Annotated in this window: 17 protein-coding genes and 1 other annotated feature; of the genes, 1 reads left to right on the top strand and 16 read right to left on the bottom strand. The window is 47.5% G+C overall.

Annotation, left to right across the window (positions count from 1 at the left end; genetic code table 11):
* Positions 1 to 55: 55 nt before the first annotated feature.
* The 12 genes from FGI41_RS11295 to FGI41_RS11240 form a co-directional block, all read right to left on the bottom strand.
* A complete protein-coding gene (locus tag FGI41_RS11295; protein WP_139490254.1) occupies positions 56 to 2,752 on the bottom strand; it encodes a valine--tRNA ligase in 2,697 nt (898 codons plus the stop codon).
* A 69-nt stretch (positions 2,753 to 2,821) separates the two neighbouring features.
* Positions 2,822 to 3,100, bottom strand: a binding site (T-box leader).
* 52 nt (positions 3,101 to 3,152) lie between these two features.
* Positions 3,153 to 3,455 carry an STAS domain-containing protein gene (locus FGI41_RS11290; protein ID WP_139490253.1) on the bottom strand — a complete coding sequence of 101 codons (303 nt, stop codon included), beginning with the start codon at positions 3,453 to 3,455 and terminating at the stop codon, positions 3,153 to 3,155.
* A 108-nt stretch (positions 3,456 to 3,563) separates the two neighbouring features.
* Entirely contained in the window at positions 3,564 to 4,814 is a 1,251-nt protein-coding gene (locus FGI41_RS11285; RefSeq protein WP_176560236.1) for an ATP-binding protein, read from the bottom strand.
* Positions 4,786 to 6,924 carry a PP2C family protein-serine/threonine phosphatase gene (locus tag FGI41_RS11280; RefSeq protein ID WP_139490251.1) on the bottom strand — a complete coding sequence of 713 codons (2,139 nt, stop codon included), beginning with the start codon at positions 6,922 to 6,924 and terminating at the stop codon, positions 4,786 to 4,788. Before FGI41_RS11280 ends, FGI41_RS11285 begins: the two co-directional genes overlap by 29 nt.
* A gap of 83 nt (positions 6,925 to 7,007) precedes the next feature.
* Complete coding sequence (locus tag FGI41_RS11275; protein WP_139490250.1) at positions 7,008 to 7,871, bottom strand: YitT family protein; 864 nt, start codon at positions 7,869 to 7,871, stop codon at positions 7,008 to 7,010.
* Positions 7,872 to 7,950: 79 nt separating this feature from the next.
* Positions 7,951 to 8,700: an ABC transporter ATP-binding protein gene (locus FGI41_RS11270; protein ID WP_139490249.1), complete on the bottom strand. Its 750-nt coding sequence runs from the start codon at positions 8,698 to 8,700 to the stop codon at positions 7,951 to 7,953.
* Between the two features lie 4 nt (positions 8,701 to 8,704).
* Positions 8,705 to 9,970, bottom strand: a complete 1,266-nt coding sequence (locus FGI41_RS11265) for an ABC transporter permease (protein WP_139490248.1) — start codon at positions 9,968 to 9,970, stop codon at positions 8,705 to 8,707.
* Between the two features lie 374 nt (positions 9,971 to 10,344).
* Positions 10,345 to 11,292, bottom strand: coding sequence for a hypothetical protein (locus FGI41_RS11260; protein WP_139490247.1), 948 nt, complete (start codon positions 11,290 to 11,292; stop codon positions 10,345 to 10,347).
* A 10-nt stretch (positions 11,293 to 11,302) separates the two neighbouring features.
* Positions 11,303 to 11,965 carry a DNA-binding transcriptional response regulator gene (locus FGI41_RS11255; RefSeq protein ID WP_139490246.1) on the bottom strand — a complete coding sequence of 221 codons (663 nt, stop codon included), beginning with the start codon at positions 11,963 to 11,965 and terminating at the stop codon, positions 11,303 to 11,305.
* Positions 11,966 to 11,978: 13 nt separating this feature from the next.
* Positions 11,979 to 14,018, bottom strand: coding sequence for a sensor histidine kinase (locus FGI41_RS11250; RefSeq protein ID WP_139490245.1), 2,040 nt, complete (start codon positions 14,016 to 14,018; stop codon positions 11,979 to 11,981).
* A gap of 9 nt (positions 14,019 to 14,027) precedes the next feature.
* Positions 14,028 to 15,290, bottom strand: a complete 1,263-nt coding sequence (locus FGI41_RS11245) for a DNA cytosine methyltransferase (RefSeq protein WP_139490244.1) — start codon at positions 15,288 to 15,290, stop codon at positions 14,028 to 14,030.
* A gap of 161 nt (positions 15,291 to 15,451) precedes the next feature.
* Positions 15,452 to 15,928 carry a GrpB family protein gene (locus FGI41_RS11240; protein WP_368656689.1) on the bottom strand — a complete coding sequence of 159 codons (477 nt, stop codon included), beginning with the start codon at positions 15,926 to 15,928 and terminating at the stop codon, positions 15,452 to 15,454.
* Between the two features lie 440 nt (positions 15,929 to 16,368).
* Between FGI41_RS11240 and FGI41_RS11235 the strand changes: the two genes are divergently transcribed.
* On the top strand, positions 16,369 to 16,554 hold the full coding sequence (locus FGI41_RS11235; protein WP_139490243.1) for a YszA family small membrane protein: 186 nt from the start codon (positions 16,369 to 16,371) through the stop codon (positions 16,552 to 16,554).
* Positions 16,555 to 16,626: 72 nt separating this feature from the next.
* Here FGI41_RS11235 and FGI41_RS11230 read toward each other — a convergent pair whose 3' ends face one another.
* From FGI41_RS11230 to FGI41_RS11215, 4 genes are all read right to left on the bottom strand, one after another.
* Positions 16,627 to 17,622: a YutH/CotS family kinase-like spore coat protein gene (locus FGI41_RS11230; protein ID WP_139490242.1), complete on the bottom strand. Its 996-nt coding sequence runs from the start codon at positions 17,620 to 17,622 to the stop codon at positions 16,627 to 16,629.
* The gene (locus FGI41_RS11225; RefSeq protein ID WP_139490241.1) at positions 17,619 to 18,617 is read right to left on the bottom strand and encodes a YutH/CotS family kinase-like spore coat protein; all 999 of its coding nucleotides are present in this window, start codon (positions 18,615 to 18,617) and stop codon (positions 17,619 to 17,621) included. The genes FGI41_RS11230 and FGI41_RS11225 overlap by 4 nt, the downstream gene beginning before the upstream one ends.
* A gap of 30 nt (positions 18,618 to 18,647) precedes the next feature.
* Positions 18,648 to 20,396, bottom strand: a complete 1,749-nt coding sequence (locus tag FGI41_RS11220; protein WP_176560235.1) for a LysM peptidoglycan-binding domain-containing protein — start codon at positions 20,394 to 20,396, stop codon at positions 18,648 to 18,650.
* A gap of 146 nt (positions 20,397 to 20,542) precedes the next feature.
* Positions 20,543 to 21,295, bottom strand: coding sequence for an MOSC domain-containing protein (locus FGI41_RS11215; protein WP_139490239.1), 753 nt, complete (start codon positions 21,293 to 21,295; stop codon positions 20,543 to 20,545).
* Between the last annotated feature and the right edge of the window lie 95 nt (positions 21,296 to 21,390).

The raw sequence follows: 21,390 nt of genomic DNA, 5'->3' as shown, positions 1-21,390 counted from the left end.
CTCCATTCTTTCTCATAGTTATGACGGGGAATCCGTCGTCATGCCCGAATTAACCTTAGAGGTCTGCGAGGCGGGCTTTTACTTTTTCGCGTTTGCTCGCATAGTCATCCAGCTTCGCTTTCTCTTCGGCGATAACTGCCTCTGGCGCTTTTGCCATGAAGCCTGGGTTGTTCAGCTTCTTCTCGATGCGCTCTACCTCTTTGTCGAGCGTGTCGATCTCTTTTTCCAGACGTTTGCGCTCTTGCTCTAAGTCGATCAGACCTGCGAGCGGGAGGAACAGCTCTGCACCTGTGACGACAGCGGACATTGCTTTTTCTGGAGTAGCGAGGTTGGTATCGATCACGAGTGTCTCAGGGTTGGTGAAGCGCTCAAGGAATTCCTTGCCGCGATTGAGCTGTTCGAGGGCGGTTTCGTTGCCCGGCTTGATCAAAAGCTCAATTTTCTTCGACATAGGGACGTTTACTTCGGCGCGAATGTTGCGGACGCTGCGGATGATTTCCATGTAGAGCGTCATTTCGGCGTCTGCTTCTGGGAAGCTCAGGGCTTCGTCTGCCTTTGGCCATGCTGCGATGGTGAGGGATAGGCCTTTGTCTGCGATTGGCAGTGCGTGCCAGATCTCTTCGGTCATGAACGGCATGAATGGGTGCAACAGGCGCAGAGCCTGATCGAGTACGTGTACGAGAACCGTCTGTGTCGCATGCTTCGCATCAGCATCATTGCCGTAGAGCGGAAGCTTCGCCATCTCGATGTACCAGTCACACAGGTCATCCCAGAAGAAGTTGTTGAGCACACGTCCTGCTTCACCGAATTCGTACGCATCCATCAGACGGGTCGCGTCCGTGATGGCAGCCTGCAGGCGGGTCAGAATCCATTTGTCCGGAGTGGAGAGCTGGATCGAACCGTTCGCCACTTGTTCACGGAGCGCATTTTCGCCTTGTGCCTCATAAGTGGTGAGGTTCATCAGGGCAAAACGGGAAGCATTCCAGATCTTGTTGGAGAAGTTGCGGTTGCTCTCCACCTTTTCCCAATAGAAGCGTTGGTCATTCCCCGGAGAGTTACCAGTCGCGAGCGTGAAGCGGAGGGCGTCAGCGCCGTACTTCTCGATCACTTCCATCGGGTCTACCCCGTTGCCGAGGGATTTGGACATCTTACGGCCTTCGGAGTCGCGGATGATACCGTGGATCAGCACGTCGTTGAACGGCTTTTGACCGGTGAAATCCAGACCGCTGAAGATCATGCGCGCCACCCAGAAGAAGATGATGTCATAGCCGGTTACCAGTACATTGGTCGGGTAGAAATATTTGAAGTCTGGGTCTTCTTCATTCGGCCAGTTGAGTGTGGAGAACGGCCAGAGTCCGGAAGAGAACCAGGTGTCGAGTACGTCGTTGTCTTGCGTCAGATTGTGGCTGTGGCACTCGGAGCACTCGGTTACATCGTGGCGGGCTACATTGACATGACCACAGTCTTGGCAGTACCAAGCCGGGATGCGGTGACCCCACCAGAGTTGGCGGGAGATGCACCAGTCGCGGATATTTTCAATCCAACGCAGGTAGGTGTTTTTGAAGCGCTCTGGAACGAAGCGTACGCTCTCATCGCTCTGTGCATTGGCAATCGCTGCGTCTGCGAGCGGCTGCATGTTCACGAACCATTGGGTGGAGAGGTATGGCTCAACCACTGCGTCAGAACGCTCGGAGTGACCTACTTGGTGGATATGCTCTTCGATTTTGAACATCACGCCCTGCTCTTGCAGGTCAGCGATGATTTGTTTGCGGCAGGCAAAACGGTCAAGACCAGCGTAAGGGCCTGCATTTTTGTTCATTGTACCGGATTCGTCCATGACCACGATCTGTTCGAGGTTGTGACGAAGACCTACTTCGAAGTCGTTCGGGTCGTGTGCAGGCGTGATTTTGACCGCACCGGAACCGAATTCTGGGTCTACATAGTCATCGCCGACGATTGGGATCTCACGGTTGACGATTGGGACGATGACGGTTTTGCCGATCAGGTGCTTGTAGCGTTCATCTTCTGGATGCACCGCTACCGCCGTATCGCCGAGCATGGTCTCTGGACGGGTGGTCGCCACTTCGATAGAACCGGTACCGTCTGCGAGCTGGTAGCGCATGTGGTGCATGCCGCCTTTTACCTCTTTGTAGATAACCTCGATGTCGGAGAGTGCTGTGCGGGCAGCCGGGTCCCAGTTGATGATGCGCTTGCCGCGGTAGATCAAGCCTTTTTCATACCAGCGGACGAATACTTCGCGTACCGCTGCAGAAAGCCCCTCATCCATGGTGAAACGCTCACGGGAGTAATCCAGCGCAAGACCGAGCTTTTCCCATTGTTCACGGATGTGCTGGGCATAGATGTGCTTCCATTCCCAGACTTTTTCCAAGAACTTCTCGCGTCCGAGATCGTGGCGGGTGATGCCTTCTTCGCGCAGTGTCGCTTCTACACGGGCCTGTGTCGCGATCCCCGCGTGGTCCATCCCCGGCAGGAACAAGGTGCTGTAGCCTTGCATCCGCTTGGTACGGGTGATGATATCCTGCAGGGTGGTGTCGAGTGCGTGGCCCAGGTGGAGCTTACCGGTTACGTTCGGTGGCGGGATCACGATGGTGAACGGAGTTTTCTGTGGGTCGCGCTCCGCTTTGAAAAATTGGTTGTCAATCCAGTAGCGGTACCATTTGGCTTCCGCTTGGCTTGGATCAAAATTCTTCGGCAACTGCTCGTCGATGTTGATGGTGTTGTCAGCAGACATACCTATACATCCTCCTTGTAATGGTTATGTATGGATGGGTGGGTGAAAATAAAAAAACCCCTATTCCTCTCAAAGGACGAATAGGAGTTAGCTTCGCGGTACCACCTTTGTTAGCACGACCAACCTGACACGCCCAAAATCAAAAAAAACGGGACGCATGGGTGTCATGCTCACTCAATCAAGATAACGGCTTGAACCGATTCCGTCTACTGAATGGGGAGTGTCCCCTGTTCGGCGGAATTACTCATGGGCGACCTTCGATCAGGTAAGTCTTAGAGAACTCGCAGCAGTTGTTCTCCCTCTCTGACAAGACATCTCGGATCTACTCTTCCCACTCATCGTATGTAACCTATGTGCTTATGCATTCTGTACGATATTATAACCAATCCGATGGGTCGCGTCAAATCTCCAAACCGAGGGCCTCAGCAAAGCCGAGTACCTCCAGAATATCGCGGATGTCTTCTTTTACATTGGTGATGGAGATGGCTTTTCCCAAGGCAAGCAAATCTTTGGTGGCATAAAACAGGCTGCCGATCCCAGAAGAATCGATAAAAGTGACGCCGTCAAAATCAAGGATGATCGTCTCATGACGCTCCCCGACTTGTCGGATCAGGTTGCCGAGTTCGCTGCCGACGGTCATATCCAATTCGCCTTCCAAGTAGATCGTGGCTTGCTTCTCATGCTCTTTTACCTGGTATTGCATCAGTTGTCTACTCCTCTCATCTAAGTCTACTCTATATAGCCAAGATGTTGTTGTCATTTCAGGTAGTTATACTCCCTTTTCCTCTTTCGACCTAGATTGAAACCTGTTTTAGCTGCCTATTTTAACATGATGCCATTCGAGCACAATTTTGGTACCTTGTGGAGAGCTGTTGACGAGGATGCGGTCGGAGTACTCTAGCATGACATGAAAACCCGCCCCGAGTGTATCAACAGTGGAGTACCCACGGATCAGGGTAGCTTTAGGGAGATCATGCAGAAGGATCCCTTCGCCCTCATCAGAGACGACGATTCTGAGGATCTGGTCGGCTTGGGAATGGTACAGCTCCACTTTACCGCCTTCCGCATACTTGATCACATTGGTCGCTGCTTCATTAATCGCCACGACACAGTGCAATGGCTTGCGGCTTCCCAGATCGCATGCCACAAGCGCCTCTGTCATCTGTCTGCGCATCCCCTGTAAATCTGCAGGCGATTTGATCTCATAGCGCAGCAGCATTTCGCTTTGACGGATAAAATCATACAGATCAGCATCCTGCAACAGTATCAGCTTGCCTTTGGTTACGATGCAGAGGACATTGCGGTACATCTCCCACTCCGCCTGCTGCCGCTTGCGTTCGGCGGCAATCGCATTGGTGATGTTCAACACCGCAATTCCGCAGGTCTCATCAGGCAGGGGCAGTACATGGGTGTCAAAGACCTGATCCATCTCTTTTGAGAACAGGGATTCACGCACGTTTTGTCTGGTCAGGCGCGCTTTGGCAACCAGCTTCCAGAGACCCCGCTTCAGGTGGTCTTCGGGCTGCGTGCTGTTCCCGAGCAGGCGAAGCTTGTCACCGTCTGCGATGAACATCCGCAGTTCTTGAAAATTCTGCAGAACCGCCAACTTGTCCAGCTGCTCTCTGATCAGCTGCTGCCGTCCTTCATCCGACGCCGCATGATCGGTCAGGACAGCGGATGGCTCCAGCTCATGGGACAGATGCCAGAGATGGAATTCATCGACCAGCAGGCGCTGCATGACTTCTTCTTTGCGCAGTACTTTTTCAATATCGAGCACCAAATAGGGGGAATCGCGGTACGGAATGATCGCGCTTCCAATAATCCGAAAATCAGAAGCAAGCTCCACCTCGTAGCGTCCAGCCTGCCACTGCTCCAGACCATAAACTCCGACCGCGATCCGGCTGATTGCGCGAAGCTCCGCTTTATAACGTGTGTCGCTTGCTAAATGAACCAAGTGAATTGGGCGGGGCGGAATCACTTTCTTCCCCGCATTCCCCGCCCCAAGCCCCTCCAAACAGATTTGGCAGGAAGAGTCACTCGGACACTGTTGGCATAACTGCATCCGCATTACCTCCCTTCATCAGGGGATTTGGCTGTTTAATATTTAAAATCAATAACGAGATATCATCATCCTGCTGTTTTTGCTTGGTGGTCTGCACGACGATCTGTTCGATATTATCAATCGCGTCCGTCCCTTGCCCCAAAAGCTGGGTACGGCTGATACTGCCAAAAAGGCTCAACCATTGCCCCGCATCCATCTCTTGCTGGCCACGGCCCAGATCGGTGAGTCCATCCGTATAGATCACCAACAGAAAATCTTCTTGGATCTTATGCTCATCATACCGATAAACCGCATCTTCAAGCAAGCCCAGCCCGATACCGCCACTGGTAATCATCACCTGCTGTCTGCTACCGGATAAATACAGCGGATGCGGATGGCCGGCCCGGCTCGTGCGGATTACTCCACGCTCATGATCCACCACCGCGATAAACATCGTGACAAAGGAACGCGTGCGTGACAAGTCTTCATACAGCAGACGGTTCAACCGCTCCAAAATCATATGCGGCTCATGACAGGTCTGGATCATCGCCCGGAATGAATTCCGGATTCCGGTCGTCAGAAGGCTCGCCGGCAACCCATGCCCGGAGATGTCCGCCACCAGATAGCAGCTGTACCGCTCATTGATCACCACATAATCTACATAGTCACCGCCTACATAGGTAGCCGGAATATATACCGCTTTCGCCTCAACTTGTGGCAGGACCAGACGTTCTTTTGGAATGAGGCTGAATTGAATCTGGGAGGCTACCTGCATCTCCTGCTCCATCAAATGCAGATCGAGCGACTTTTGCAGCTGAATACAACGCTGCATCAGCCCACGGGCATGAATCGCCAGCAGATTGAGAAAAGCGGTCTGCTCCTGTTCATTCACATCCGGCCCAGGTACTGCCTGCACCCGGACGTATTTCGGTCTTTTTCTGTCTTCGCAGTTGCCGTTTTCATCGACGACAAGACGGACGCTGATCAGGTCTTTTTCCTGAATGCGGGTCTGGTGATTCCCACGGATGACCTCATAACGCGGACGGTGATGCTCACATTCGAACGACACGCGCAGGAAGGTAACACCCTCCATCGAGGAGTACCAGACACCTGTGATTTCCTCAATCATCTGGTAGACATTCTCATAGGTGATCTCCCGCATGCTTTGCTCGTTGCTTTTTCGCAGCAGCTTTTCGTAGGTCTGCTTGAGCGTCAAAAGATGACTCATCGCCTCGTTTTTGACAGTCAGCTGCTCCAGGTTCTCCTCAAAGCTTTTTTCCAGATTGCTCGACATCTCAAAAATCTGCTTGATCATCCGACGGTTCAGCTTGTTGGTCAAATACCAGCGGATCAGCCACAGCGAGAGCAAAAGACTGTTCCCCACAAGGTACAGCGTAGACGGATACGATGTTATGGACGTGTAGAGTACGGCCAGAAACAGCAGACTGATGACCACTTTTTCATCGCGCAGGTTGAATTCCAATTTTTCATAAAAAAACGAGTATTCGGTGTTCACATTGCCCAATCTGGCCAGCTTGCCTGTGTAATGATGACCACGAAGCACGATGCCTAACGCGACCAGAAACAACGTGACCCCCACCGGCATCGGCAAATAATGCAATCCAAGCTCCGCCCCCAAGAAGCAAAGCAGTGCGACAATCGAACCCGCCTCTTGTGAGAAAATCCGCTTGAACCCGGTGCCGAGCAACAGCCCGATCACACAGGAAGCCAAGATTACATCCAATGCCAAATGAGTGTACATATCAAGCCACGCCGCTGAAGATGGGACGAGCCAGGTTGTCACCGCATTGGTGAGATACAGAACGGTGATCGCAGCCATATCCACCCAGGTCTTCCATGAGTTGTAATACAGATGCGGCAATAGCGGAAACGAACGGATCGAGAAGAAGAAAAACAGGTAATAAAAGTATGCAATCACATCTGAACATATCTGGTAAACGGGACTTGCACTCATCCCAAACAGATGGCCCAAGCCCCAGAAGAAAAAGGCTAATGCCTGCAAAAAGGTAAAGTCATACCAACGTTTAAAGGTCACAAGATGTCGTGACGTCAGAAGCAGATAGAGCGACAGGATCAATGCGCACACATATAAAATCGCCTGTGAGACCACCCCTGTGACCTCCTTTTACCCAAAAGTTGCTTACATCATTCTTTTCCCTGCTAAACCAGTAACGAAACCAACAAATGACAACTTTAGTGAATATCGCGTTTTTTGAAGCGGCCGCCTTTTACGTCGTGGATGTTTCCAATCGCAAGAAAAGCGGTTGGGTCCATATCTTCGACGATGCTTTTCACCTTGGCTTCTTCCAGACGGGTAATGACTGTAAAAATAACTTGTTTGGAATCACCCGAGTATCCGCCTTCCCCGTTGAGATAGGTAACCCCGCGTCCCAGACGGGCGTTGAGTGCGTCTCCGATCTCTTTGGACATGTCACTGATGATCCAGACTGATTTGGATTCGTCAAAGCCTTCGAGCACCAAGTCGATTACTTTAAAGGCGATATAGTAGGCCATCAACGAATACATCGCACGGTCCCACCCGAATACAAACCCTGCACTGCTTAGAATGAAAATATTGAAAAACATGACAACTTCGCCGACAGAGAACGGTGTCTTTTTGCTGAACAGGATTGCTACAATCTCTGTACCGTCAAGCGAGCCGCCATAACGGATGACCAATCCAACCCCGATCCCCAGACTCAGACCGCCGTAAATGGCAGCCAGCAGCGGATCAGAAGTAATACCCGGTACCGGATGCAATAGCACCGTACCAATCGACATGACCGTGACCCCGTATAAAGTCGAGATCGCGAACGTCTTCCCGATTTGCTTGTACCCCAAGATCAGGAATGGCAGGTTGAGCACGAACAGGAACAGACCCAATCCCCACCCGGTCAAGTGTGAGAAGATGATAGAGATCCCTGTGATCCCCCCGTCAATAATGTGGTTTGGAACTAAAAAGATTTCCAGACCTACCGCCATCAATATGGCCCCGATGGTGATGAATACCCCTCGCTTCAAGATTTTCCATTTCGTCATCTTTTGATGTTCTGGCATGGATACCTCTCCCCTCTATGGTTTTTTCAACACACATATAAACTCATCTATATATTATACCTATTTATTGTATTGAGGTCTAATCCCTGATACACAAACCGTTTTTTAGAGAAATCATCCGCTCTGTCTGTCCGGCGATTTCCATGTCGTGCGTAACCATCACAATCGTTGTTCCATCGCGGTTCAGCTCATGAAACAGGCGCATGATCAGTGCCGCATTCTCCGGGTCAAGCGCTCCTGTCGGTTCATCCGCCAACAACAGCGGAGGGTGGTGAATCAGCGCACGGGCAAGTGCCACCCGGCGTTGTTCACCACCGCTCAGACGGTAGGGAAGGTCGTGCTGCTTGTCTAAGAGACCGACGCGGTCAAGGAGCTGATCGGCGCGGTCGTCTGGTGAGATGGCCTGCCCAGCGGTCCGAGAGAATGAGCCACTGTCGGCTGCACCTTTTTCCTTACGCCAACGCTTCGGTCTGTTCTGAGCTTGCAGCATCGTGGGGAGCAGGATGTTCTCCCGGACGGTCATCGTCGGAATCAGGCTGGGAAACTGAAACACAAAACCACAAGTGCTGGCGCGAAAAGCCGTCCGCTCATCCTCATCCGCCTGTGTCATCGATCGGCCCGCCAGAGTCAATTCCCCTGAAGTCGGGGTGTCGATCAGTCCGGCAATCGCGAGAAACGTCGACTTGCCACTGCCGGACGGGCCTGTGACGGCGACGAATTCTCCCCTATGGATGGAGATGGTCACATCTTCCAAGGCGTGGCGGTGTACCTCAAAGCTTAGCGTGTAGCGCTTCGAGATGTTCTGCATCTGGATCATCGTCTCGCTCATACTGCTATTCTCCTTCCCGTATCGCTTCGTATGGCTCTATCCGCAATGCACTCCGGATCGGCAGCCACGCTGCCACGACCGCAATCATCACTGTGAGCAAGATGATGATCAGCCCCAGCCACAAGCCTGTCAGCAGATCTGGAAACAGCAAGGGCAGCTTCATCAATTGCATGATCAGCACGCGGTTGTCGTATAGTCCGGCGTAGCTGAGAGTGACCCCGACCATTCCCCCGATCAGCCCGGCCAATCCCGCTTCGGTCAGTAAAAGCTGGCTCGCGGTCCATCTGCTCGCACCCATCGCCCGCAGCATCCCGATCTCCTTGCGCCGCTCGCTGATAATCGCTGAAAACATCGTCGCCGCCTGCAATCCGCTCATCAGAATCATCATGGTGATGATGGCATAGCTCAGGATTTTGACGGGGAACAGCTGGGTCTTGAGGCTGTCGCGAAGCCCTGTCCCTTTTACCACGTCGACTGGAAGCTGGAGACGCTCGATCTGGCGCTTGACGAATTCGGTTGTGCCGGGTTTGGCTTTGATGAGTAGAATCGAGATGGCGTCATCGGGGATCGGGGTCTCTACTCCAACAGCGTTCACGGTACCGTGCTTCTGCTCCTCACTCTGCATCTCCACAAGCCGCTCTCCCCGGATCAGTCGGCGGGCGGTGTCGAGGTGCATGAAGATCGTTTTATCTGTCCCCATCCCTGTTGGAAACAGCAGATTACGCACCAAAAACGTGTGGTTGAACAAGACTACTTTTTCTTGGATGGTCGAGTAGTCGTAGTGGTACAGATAGTTTTTGCCGCCAGCTTCAGACCCGATCAGAAGTTCATTAGGAGCGAACTCACCTTTCTTCAGCGTCGTCCACGCCTGTAGGGTGAAATCACGGTTCGGGTCGAATGCCACGATCGGAAACTCTCCCTCAACCTTGCAACAGACTGTGTTGACGGTCTGCAGGTAGAGCTGTGGGGCGATATGCTCCACTTCGGGGATGCGGCTGATCGGCTCCAGCATGTGTTCACTCATGTAGAACCTCGTAGCCGTACCCGAGATCGTCATCTCCCCTGCTTGCCCGCCGTATCCTTTTGGCACGACATACAGATCCGCCCCAAGCCGCTCACCTGAGGCTTGGACACTCCGCTCCATGGAATGCAGGAAAAAATAGCTCGCAAACAGCAAAAAAGCCGTGATCGCCGCGCTTCCCATCAGAAGCACCGTGCGCGCAGGCTTTCGCTTGAGATTGCGCCAGGCTATGGTTGCCGTATTTCGCATCGGACTTTTCTCCCCCTCCCGCTTGACTGACTATTCCCGCCGCATCACGATGCGCAGCAGGCCGATGAACAAAGAACCAAACACGAGGAACCACATGATGTGATGAATCGCTTGTGGGATGCTGATCATGGCAGGCGGCCTCCTTTTTTTAGAATGGGGGTCTGGATGGTTTTTTATAGTGTTGCCAAAAAGATGCTGGTTACTCATAGTGGGTGCGAGAGAGCAGGCGACTTCCAATCGATTCGCCTTGCATTTTGTATAAATCGCTTCTAATAGGCTCGAACCTACTCGTTACTTATGAAATAAGCTTGATCACCATAATAAAAAAGTTAACTAGTCAAGCCACTAGTTAACTAACATTTAGAAACCTAATTTTATGCAATATCTTTAGGTAAATTAAAAGGAACTTCAAAAACTAGATCTTCACGACAAAGTTCCTTTTCAAACTTTTCATACGTACCCAAATAACCTACTTGATCATTTAATTTCATATATACTAATAATTCCACAAAGTACTTATAATAATTATTTTTTTCATCCATATTATTTATTTTTTCTAATAAAACTTGAAGCTCTTCTTTGTTTAAATAGTTGATATAATACCAAGGTACATAATATGGATCACCCAGCAATGAAATTTTTTTTTGCAACGTGTTGTATTTAGCAATAAATTGCAATTTAATAACAGCTCTTAACTCATCCTCTAATTTCTCAGTAAGTTGAACACTATATACGGTTCTAATGTTTTTGATATCCATCCTTTGAAGCTCTCTAACTAATTTTTTAAAATTTAATTCTATGAGCATAGTCAATTCTCGAGCTGTAAGGCTCTTTTTAATGAATGAACTAAAAGCTCTATTAAGTGACAATTGATATATTTTTTTGAATATTTTTTCCAAGATATCATTAAATTTTTGGTTTAGACTACTACCAAATTTAAAATCACTTTGTATATAGTCATCAAAACCAATATAAACTTGAGCTGCCTCTTCTATAGCTTTCTTACCAAATTCCTTAGCTGTTAAACAAGATACTGCTAACACAAAATTATTTTTAAAAAGCCTTGTTTGATGAAGTCTCATTGCTTTTATCAATTTTCCTTGCCGTACACCTAAGATAGCATCATCTGTGCCATGAGCAGTTATTAATACCACGTCAGGGTAACTAATTCTAGAATTTAGTAACCCTACAAAGTCATTCGCATCTGGTAAAGCCCTATATATACTTTGACCCTGATCGTTGAAGGATTCTTTAAAATACATCCGTGATCCCTGTAAAAATCTAAGACCAGAATCATTTGGATTGAAATGAATTATTTGCACTTATTACACCTCATTTAATTTCCAGAAAATCCATTACTGTCATTTCTAGCAAGTTGGCAACAAAGGTATTACCTGGCTCTTTACATAATCTTATCGCATCAATTATCTCTTGGATGGAATATTCTTTTCCATTTATATCAATCTTCACATCTCTCATTACGTCAAAATAATTTACCAAATATCTCTCAAGTGCATTACTAACTGGATCATAGGAATCTAATGCCTCAATTATTGCTTCGACAATAAGTTGATCCGCCTTATCCCCTACCTCTTGGTATTTTAGGTCAAATGTTTCACCACTTTTTGAAATGAATCGAAACACGTCATTATTTATTAAGTCAACAAGTTCACTTTTGTTTAAAAAGGATATTCCGTGCATTGTGTTAAAAACTATTTTGCATCTTTGATTTATATGATCACGTATTTTTTTTACAAGATAAACACCTTTTTTACCTTTTGTATCATAAGAAAAGTCATAATCAATTAATGCAACATCTATTACCTCTATTTTTTTATCGAAACGTTCAAGAGCACTTTCAATAGTTTCCTCCCAAATGAATTCTAAAGTATATGGTAGTTGCTCTCTTTCTTGCAATTCCTTATATATAGCTAAGTACTCTTCTATTGTATCGGGTGTATCTTTATTATCATCAACAATTAAGACTTTTCTCAAAAGCATTATTATCCTACTTTCTTAATTTGATTTGAAATTCTGCACCAGATGTATAATTTCTTGATAGATTGAATTCTCCTTGGTATTCCTTGACTATCTCATCAATAATCGATAATCCCATCCCAAATCCACCAGTGGTTGAGAAAAAGGGGTCAAATATCCTGTCTCGAATATGTTCAGGGACTCCCATACCATTATCTCCGAAAATAAAAACAATAAATCTTTGATTTTCAGTGATTCTGATTTTAATTTCTTTGTCCGTCCCGTCCGAACTTTTAAGTGACTTGATAGAATTATTGATAAAATTATTAATAATTGTTTTGAAGTCTTCCCTGTCAATTTTATAAATTAAATCAGATGAAGCTTCTAAATTCGCAGAGATACTATGCTGTTGAAACTCCTCCTCAAAACCACTCAACACTTGCAAAGTAAAATTCTTTAAATTTATTATTTCACGATTTCTTTCCCTCATAAGATGATCTCGCGCACTCTTTAAATAGTCTTTAGCATCCTCGGTAAGCTTATCAATTTTTCCAAAATCCCGAGTAATCAACTCCAGAAAATCATCAAAAGGCTCATTATTATTATAATTTCTAATTTTTCTTTTACCCGATGAAGAGACTGTTTTCACTTTTTGAATTCTGATCAATGCCTCATGAATTATTTTATGAAGTAAAACTTCTTTATTCGCAACCCTTTTGTAAACATTCAAAACTTCTTCTTGATTTTTTACAAAAGCTGCTTGTTCAGCTTGACTTTTCTGTACAACATCTGACAACTGCCGTAACATTTTTGCTGTATCAGGAGATTTTTTTTGTATTTCTTTAGCAACTCTTTTCAATTCTCTGACAGCTTCTTCTACATTCTTTCTTGATTCGACAAATAATTCGTTTTTACTTTTTTTAAAGAAATACTTTTCAAGTGTTTTTATTGCATAGTCCAACAAAAGCTCTTTCAATTGCTGATAATATGAATTTTCTATTAATCCCTGCCTATTAGTAAGTACTTCTATTTTTTTATTATGTTTTTTTGTAATCTGTACAAAACCTATTAAATCACGGGTACCAAAAAATCTAGAAGTTCCTTGAACTTTGCGTCGGTCTAATTCAAGCCAGTCGTTAAATTCTTCACCATAAGGATGTATTCTAAAATCATCCCTATACAAACGAATATTCCCAAAATCTTTAACTCGAATACCCATTCTACTTTTAAACCTAATCTTAGACGGGGTATCAAAGAAATATACTTTTGAAAATATAGGTCCAAATTCATAAATATTAGGATATGTTTCCTCATATTCAATACCATCTCTATTAACAACAATATTAATTTCTGTAGGGTTATCTCTTGGAATTTCAACCTGTACCCAAAGATTGCTAATATCCTCTAACTTATATGATTTAATTTCAATCCATTCTTCGAAATAATCTGGTGCGTAGACCCATATTGAAAAGTTATCGTCAATCTCAAACGGTGATTTAAAATGACGTAAACTTGTTATTAATTTCGATATATTCGCTTTATCCCAAACGTCCCTGAGATCACTGATTTCTAAAGAAACACCCTGTATTTCTTCCTGCCCATCAATCAATTCGGTTCTATATGGAATATTTACCTCATCGATACTAGAATAATTTTTTTCAAAAATCTCCCAATCAAAATTCATTAAGATATTTATATCTGAATTAGTCTTAACAGCAGACAAGGAAAGTTTTCTTCCTAAACGGTCAACCGAAAATCTTCCTATCCCCTTATCTCCATTAAGGGGTCTCCGGAAAATATCTGAGTATTCCTTGCCTTTTTTACTCTCAGTACCGATGACCATCCACTTATTTTCTATGTCATATAGATCCATACCCGTTCCGTTATCACTAATAATTATCTTTCCATTTCCTTCTTTTAAACCGTAAAATTCAATTGTTACCTCTCTTGCATCAGCATCATATGAATTTTTCACCAATTCAAACACAGCAGTAATCTCATCTGTCACCAAATCTTTTCCAATTAAACTCTTAACATTTGTTGATGCCTTAAATCGCAAGAGATTACCCATAATAACCACCTACATTACTAATAGTTTTGGTCTTTCACTGTTGGTAGTAAATTCTATTAGACATTTCATAATTTCTTCAGCTATTGCTCTTGAAAAAAGAGGAGGGACTGCATTTCCTACCTGTGTATATTGTGGTGTCTCAAATTTCCTTCTGTCACCTCCAGTCGTCCTTTTACCTAAAAACTGAAAACTATCGTCAAATGATTGCAATCTCGCAAATTCTCTAACCGTTAAAATTCTCGAATTCTTAATATCATAATGAACTATATCATCGGGAAGTGTTAAAACAGTAGGTGAAACGTTATTTTTTTCTAATCTTGAGCATCGATATTTTTTTGTGTAGTAATATTCGTATTCAAGTGGATCAAGACGATTTAACATCTCCCTGATAGATTCACCCGGTCGAAGTTTTTCAAACCTCTTAATAGTTTTTTCGAAGTGCTTAGAAGCTTCATGATTAGTTAATTTGGTTGCCCTGACGGTTACACCATTAATGTTTGGTGTAAGTCCCTCCCTTAACATTAATTGATAGGTAGTTGGCTTATACTTATCATGATATTGATCGGAAGTTTGACCATTGCGTAAATAACTAAGATCAGATATTGCTTCTTCAACAGTAACCATTTTTTTTTGCTTTTCTGGGAAATTCGGCTTTGGTACAGCATCTTTAAATGTTTTCCCTTTTTTATGGATTTTACTTCCAATAAAGATTACACGTGGTCTATTCTGTGGGACACCATAGTCTTTAGCATTTAATAATTTGTATTGAACTCTGTACCCCATTTTATTTGCCTCTTGCTCAATGATACTTGGAACAAGAATATTTTCATAAACTTCCCCCGAGAGAGATCTTATTTTTTTGAACCTATACGAAAGTATTCCCTCGACATTTTCCATAACAAAATATTTGGGTTTAACTATCTTTACTATTTTTAGAAATTCCATAAATAACGTATTTCTGGGATCATTCTCGTCTCTTTTCCCCGATAGACTAAATCCTTGACACGGAGGTCCTCCTACAACTACATCAATAGAAACCCCACTTATAAAGTCAATAATTTTCTTTTTTGCGGTAAGATTAGAGATATCACCTTGATAAAATTCAACCTTACAACCTAATTGATCATGTCTATGTTGGTATGTCTCGGCAGCCTCTTTACTAAAATCACACGCAAAAGGAACTCGAAAGCCCGCTTGAAGAAAGCCTTCTGACATACCTCCAGCCCCACAAAAAAGGTCTAGTACCGTATATTTTTTACTTTGATCGTCCATTAATATCACCTGTTATCCTTGGTTACTAAAACCAGGATAACATAGTACCGCTTAGCTGAACAGATATAATTCAACCTGTATTTATTAGCAAGATTACCCAAAAGTCATTTTGAGTTTTTTTCAAGATTTCTCTATACTAACACCTTCATACATTGAAAACCCTAATTATTAATTTTAATCCCACACCACCGAAGCGCTTCCTGCTTCCTCTGCTGAATCCATTCATCTTTTCCATCTATGTAGGACGCGATATCGTAGGGAAATTGTTGTGCCAACTCTGCTTTTAGTTCCCCATATTTTCTGACCCAATCCGGATGCATCCGCAGGTAATCGCGGAACGCCAGATGTTCGATGATGTTTGGATCATTCTCTTGAAACACATGAACATGATGCGTACGGTGATCCCCGCCTTTTTGAAAATAACGGCGCCTTGCTATCCCGTTCTCTCCTTTGGCTATGTAACCGACCTTCGCCATGTCATCGGTAAAACAATCCATCTTGGCAATATCTCGGACGACGGGCATGATGTCTATGATTGGCTTGGCCAGCATCCCCTGTATAGACGTGCTGCCGATATGATGAATGGCGACTAGTTCGTCACCGAAGATTTTGCCGTAATTGATCCGCTTCTTTTTCAAATAGATCCGTCCACACCGCCTGATAAGGAACGACCTCGACCTTCCTCATATATCTCCCCCCTGATTCACGATCCAAAAAACTGTATGCATTTTCTTTTCCTTCCCTCCTTCATCCAACAGAGGAAGTCCACTTTGGCTGGTGGAGAGCAGGGGACTTTCAAGCAGCGCGCCTCTTTGAATCCCCAGCTTAGCGAAGGAAGAAGCAAAAGTGAATCAGCATCCTCGAATCCGCCTAGGAGCAAACCCCTCCGTTCGATTTTGCTTCTTCGAACCCTTTTTGCTCCGGCCTCACTTTTGCTTCTTCCGCAGCGGACAGCTCCCCCCTTCTTACGAAGGGGATTCAACAAGGCAAGCTGCTTGAAAGTCCCCTGCTCTCCCACCACCCAAAAAGGACTTCCTCAGACAACCTCCTATGCATATATTATGATGAGGTGATGACGATGAGCTGGAAACGTTTTAAGTACAACCCTACCTACGTAAGCTTCAAGCTGGGTTGCAAGGCTGTTTTGCTTCCGCTGATCATCTTCCAGTTTATCCGTACGATGTTCTTACCCACCACCTTTGATGTGATCGTGCTCGGAGTGTTTGCCTTAACGTATATTGCGATTCACATGGAATGGGTATGACAGCAGAGTCAAAACACGAAACAAAAACACCTGAAAAAAGAAAAATCGCCTCCAAAAAAAGAGGCGTCCCATCTAAAAGGCCCGGTTGACCCAGCGGTTTAGGCGCATCAGCCGGTCTATATCTTTTTCTAAGCGCTTGACGGCGGTCAGCTCATTCCAGTTGCGTTTTTGTTCGTAATAGCTCTCCACATCCCGCATGATCCGCTCGGGATACTGCAAGAAGCAGCTCAACAGCTCAATCTCATCCGGTCTGAGCGGGAACACATTGGCATACTCCCGATAGACTTCCGAAGCGACTTCATCATCACCGGCCATCTGGAAATAAGTCCGGTAGAACATCGTCAGATCGCGCACCGGAGAATCGAATACAGCACGATCAAAATTAAGCAGTCGGGCATTGCCTTCCGGATCAAGCAGCGTATGGGCAGGATGAGGGAAGCCATGAATCAACGACAGACGAAAATGAGCATGGGTCTCATGACGCCGGCGCCATTCACGCAGCTCGTTGACCGCTTGTTTGGCCGTATCCCAGATGAAATCATAGTTGGCCAAAAACACCACGTCAAACGGCGACGGGTACTGGCGGTCCACCGCTGTCGCCTTATACAGCTCCAGCTGTGTCAGCCATGATTCCCAGCGTGCAAGAAGTGAATCGACGAGCGGCTCTACCTGACGGGGATCATCAAAGCGATAATTTTGCGTCAGATGATGCAGCTCCGCAAGACGGACGGCGGTGGCGGCGGCCCATGCTGACACCTGTGACTCCTCGACGGGGACAGCAGGCCGATACGGCGTCAGGGTAAAAACCGATTCACCCCGCTGTACATACGGCTCATCGTATTTGGTGTACATCAACGGAACCGCGCCTTCCCAGCCGCGTTGTTGCAGGTGGCGAAGCACCCCGCCGACGAACAGGATGCGTCCAATCGAGGCCGACGACCGTTTGCAGACGTACGAGCCATACGGGGTGATCGCTTTATACACATTAGGACCCTTGATCACATCAATAGACTGAGCATACATATCATACTCGTGGAGAACGGGATAGATTTCATCAAAGCGACTCATGACAATCGTCTCCCGCGCTCAGCACGCTGCGCGATGTGCTGGAGCAGTTCATCGATGAGCTGTTGACGGCGAATCGCCTGTTCGACCTGCACGAGCGCCGATTCATCCTGTGCCTCGCCTGTGAGCGTGATCGGATGGACGATATTTTCGATCTGCCTCCATACTTCCTGTGGATAAGCCATGAAGGCCAGCAGCAGACGGTATTCATCATAGGAGAGCGGCTTGTTTTCCTCATAGCCGTCGAGGAACGCATCCACACTGGACAGGTTCTGCGTATCCATATAAATCTGACGCAATAACGTAGCCGTATCCCGATGCTGAATCGACAGGGTCGGTCGGTAGAAGCCGCGCAGGAAGAGTTGATCCTCCACCAGCCCCCAGTTTTCCCGGCCCATCTCCCGGTGCGACACAGCCAGATACTCCTCTGGAATCAGTGTGGTGCTGATCAATTCCGCACTCCGCTCCATCCGCTCCAATAACGGCGGGAACATGCTGGCGATAAAATGGCGCTGCTCCCCTTTTAACGGGGTCTCACTGATATGTTCAAAGACATGCCGCGCCCGCTTCGCTTCCTCGACCGCAAGCGATTGCTCCCGCTTCAGAAGATCGCTTGCGACCGGAAAGCTTTGTGAGCTTTGCGCCTGATGCATTTTGGCAATCATCTGCCCGGCGTAATGGGCATGCTCCATCCCTGGCGTATAAGGCCCCACCTTGCGCAGATGATCGGTCATGGTGTAGCCTTTTTTCCCTGATACCACGTAAGGTTTGGCATCCCGCGTACGGATGAACCGCTCTACATTGCGGAAGCCCTGCCGTGCCATCTGCTCACGCCATGCATACGACCAGCGCATCACATCGACGCGCGGCCAGACCCGCAGCTCCTTGGGTCCACGGTTGGTCTCCACCAGATAATAATCCTCTTGGGGAATGATGCGGATCACCCGCGCCTTATACCGTTGACAAATCGGTGTTAAATCCATATGTTCTCGTGTCATCTTCGCTACCCCCTTTGATTGGGGAATTTTTTAGCGGGGAATGTATAATACTTGCCCCTCTTTGATTTGTTCAGAAGACAGATTGTTCACCTCTCTGATGCGGGAAATCGGCAGGTCGTAGCGTTGGGCGATCAGCTCCAGGGTCTCTTCCCGCTGGATGATGCACATGCGAAGCTTGCTGAACCGCTCGCTGTTATCCCGGACGAATGAGGTCAGGCCGCTTACGGCATCTGTTGACGAACGGTAGCCGTCACTGGAATCACGATGCCCGATTGATTCCTGCCCCTCTCCGCGCTCACTCCTCTGCCCCTGTGTGGGACGGGTGTTCGTCAGCAGGCTGGTGATATTGAGCGCCTCTTGCTTCTCACTGACCCCTTTGCTGCTGATCGCTACCTTCATCTTTTCTTTTTCCGGTGCAGGCGCTGGTGTTGGTGCTGCTGGCAACTCCGCTTCGGCATGTGTCTCCACCGTGATATCGAGACCTTCCACATCGATGCCTTCTCTCACGACGGCTCCATGTGCATGGGACTCATCTACATGGGACTCATGGGTATCCTCACTCTGACGGCTGTCATATGCGGACTGGAAATCGATGATGTTGGAGGATTCAAAATCAGGTGAAAAATGAACATGGGACTCCCCACGGACCAATTCAGCCTGGTTGGCCACAGCTTGGCTCGCCTCTTCCGCGAGTTCCGTTTCCCGTGCCTCCACTGGCTTAAAGGCCTCTGGTTGTGTCTGATACGCTTCTGTCTGCGGTTGATAAGCTTCCGTTTGCGGCTTGTAAGCTCCTGTCGCCAGAGGCTCCTCCACATTCTCCTGCTTTTGATTCATATAGCGGGCTGCATCTGCATACGGGATCTGCTGGTTCGATGGTGACAGATCACCATACTGCGGCTGTAGGTCAAAAGAAGCTGCCCGATAATCCGTATAATCCTGTTCACCCTGCTGGCGGGCCAGCTCAAACGGTGGATTGCTTGACGGAAACTGCTTTTGACTCGGTGCATACGGGAAATTCAACAACGGGTTGTTGTACGGATCCTCCTGCTCCTGACGATGTGACTGCTGGGCAAACGGATAGCCGGAGAAGGGAGAAGGTGCCTGCGGGAGCTTTGGCACTGGCGGTAAGTGGAAGCCCGGCTCCTGCTGTTGCTCGTAGCGGTCTACCTCTTGCTCCAGGGCGGCCAGCTTGCGTTCCAGCTCCTCGATGGAGTCATCCTGCAACAGGTGGTTATCCTGATTGGCGACATGGACGAATTCCCACGATTCCTGCGGCTCCTCCACCTTTTGCTGTGGCTGGTTGTTGAGTTGGACGCCACCGATTTTCAGGTCGGCGATGACCAGCAGATGATTGGCACTTTTCAGCTCAAAGTCCAGGCTGTCGATAATGCCGTAGACATTTTCCGCGTTTCTGACTTTTTCAATCGGGAGCGAAATGTTGAGCGGGATGCGGTGAAGCAGCTCCACGTCCCCACTGTCATAGGAGACTCCTTCTTCTCTCTCTGGGCTGCCGCCTTGGTTGAACTCAAACGGAGAAAACTTCATAGCCGAAACCAAGGTATCCGAGCCATTCCCAGTCTCTTGGGAAGCATCCTTTTTCGGCGCGTATGTGGCTGTAAGCTGAAGACTGCCGGTGATCTGGACATCATGGGGAGTCTCCATGAGGTTGACAATCGGTAACAGCTCCAACTCTTTAATCTCCTCTATTCCCGGTTTATCTGAAGAGAGGAAAATCGTTTCTCTAATTGGAAATGACAGCATCTCATCTTGAACGGACACACGTGCTCCTCCTTTCGGGTACAAAAGCATTTCTCTATATCATATGGACAGAGAGGATGGTTTAGACCATTCCATGAGAAACGGAAAAAGACAGGCATCCCAATCTGCCTGTCTTTTGCTTCTATGATCCCTGTTGTTCCTATACTCTATCTACTCGCCTGGCTTGCCGCTGTCTGTTCTCTCAAGTAGACGATATCCCCTTCTTTGACCTCGCCTGGCTGGGCCACCCAGCAGTAGACCCCAAAATTTTTGTCCCTTTCATATAAGAGCGTCTGCAGCAGTGTCTTGTCAGACTTCTGGTCATCCGGATCAAGCCCGATCATCATACAGCGGGGACAAGGTTTGTTGACCGCAAGCACCACATCACCGATCTGCAGCTCGTGGCTAAGCCAATCATGCTCCGCAAACGCGTCCGGCTCATCCAGCTTTACCCAGAAGTTCGCCCGAAACCGGCGCGGATCAAGCGGTTGGCCCCATAGCTCCTCCAATCTGTCCACAGATGCATCCGTGATCAGATGAATCGGCGCTTCATCCACAGCCAAAAGCTCCTCCTCCCGTGTATGGGTACGCAGCCCGATCGAACGGTTCAATCGCTTACTCAATGCCGCCGTCAGCTGCTCACTGCCCCAGCGGTAGCGCTCCCCTGTAGTCGGAAAAGTCACATCCAACTCTGGGAATCCCCCATCTGCCGTCTCCCCGACGAACTCTGCCTGGTATCCCAAGAGCTGTGGCGCTTCTCTCGCCGTCAGCCATTTGCCCTCGCGTCCCTCATCCACAAGGGCATGACTTCTGTCTCCATACATCCCGTATGACTCAATCTTGGCCTCGTACAGTCTCTCCCCCCGCATTGACTTGACTGGAAAACGGTTAATCCGTACCAATGTTCCTACTCGTCTCATCCTCTTATCCTCCCTGTTGGAACCGAGCTGTTTTCTCTCTTCTTTATCTCTATGATATCGCTCTCATCCATTTCTACCAATCTTTACTTTTCGAC

The sequence above is a fragment of the Brevibacillus dissolubilis genome, assembly GCF_006170445.1.
GTDB lineage: Bacteria > Bacillota > Bacilli > Brevibacillales > Brevibacillaceae > Brevibacillus_B > Brevibacillus_B dissolubilis.
The sequence above is the reverse complement of the archived record's forward strand: the minus strand, read 5'-3'. Positions and strand labels throughout refer to the sequence as shown.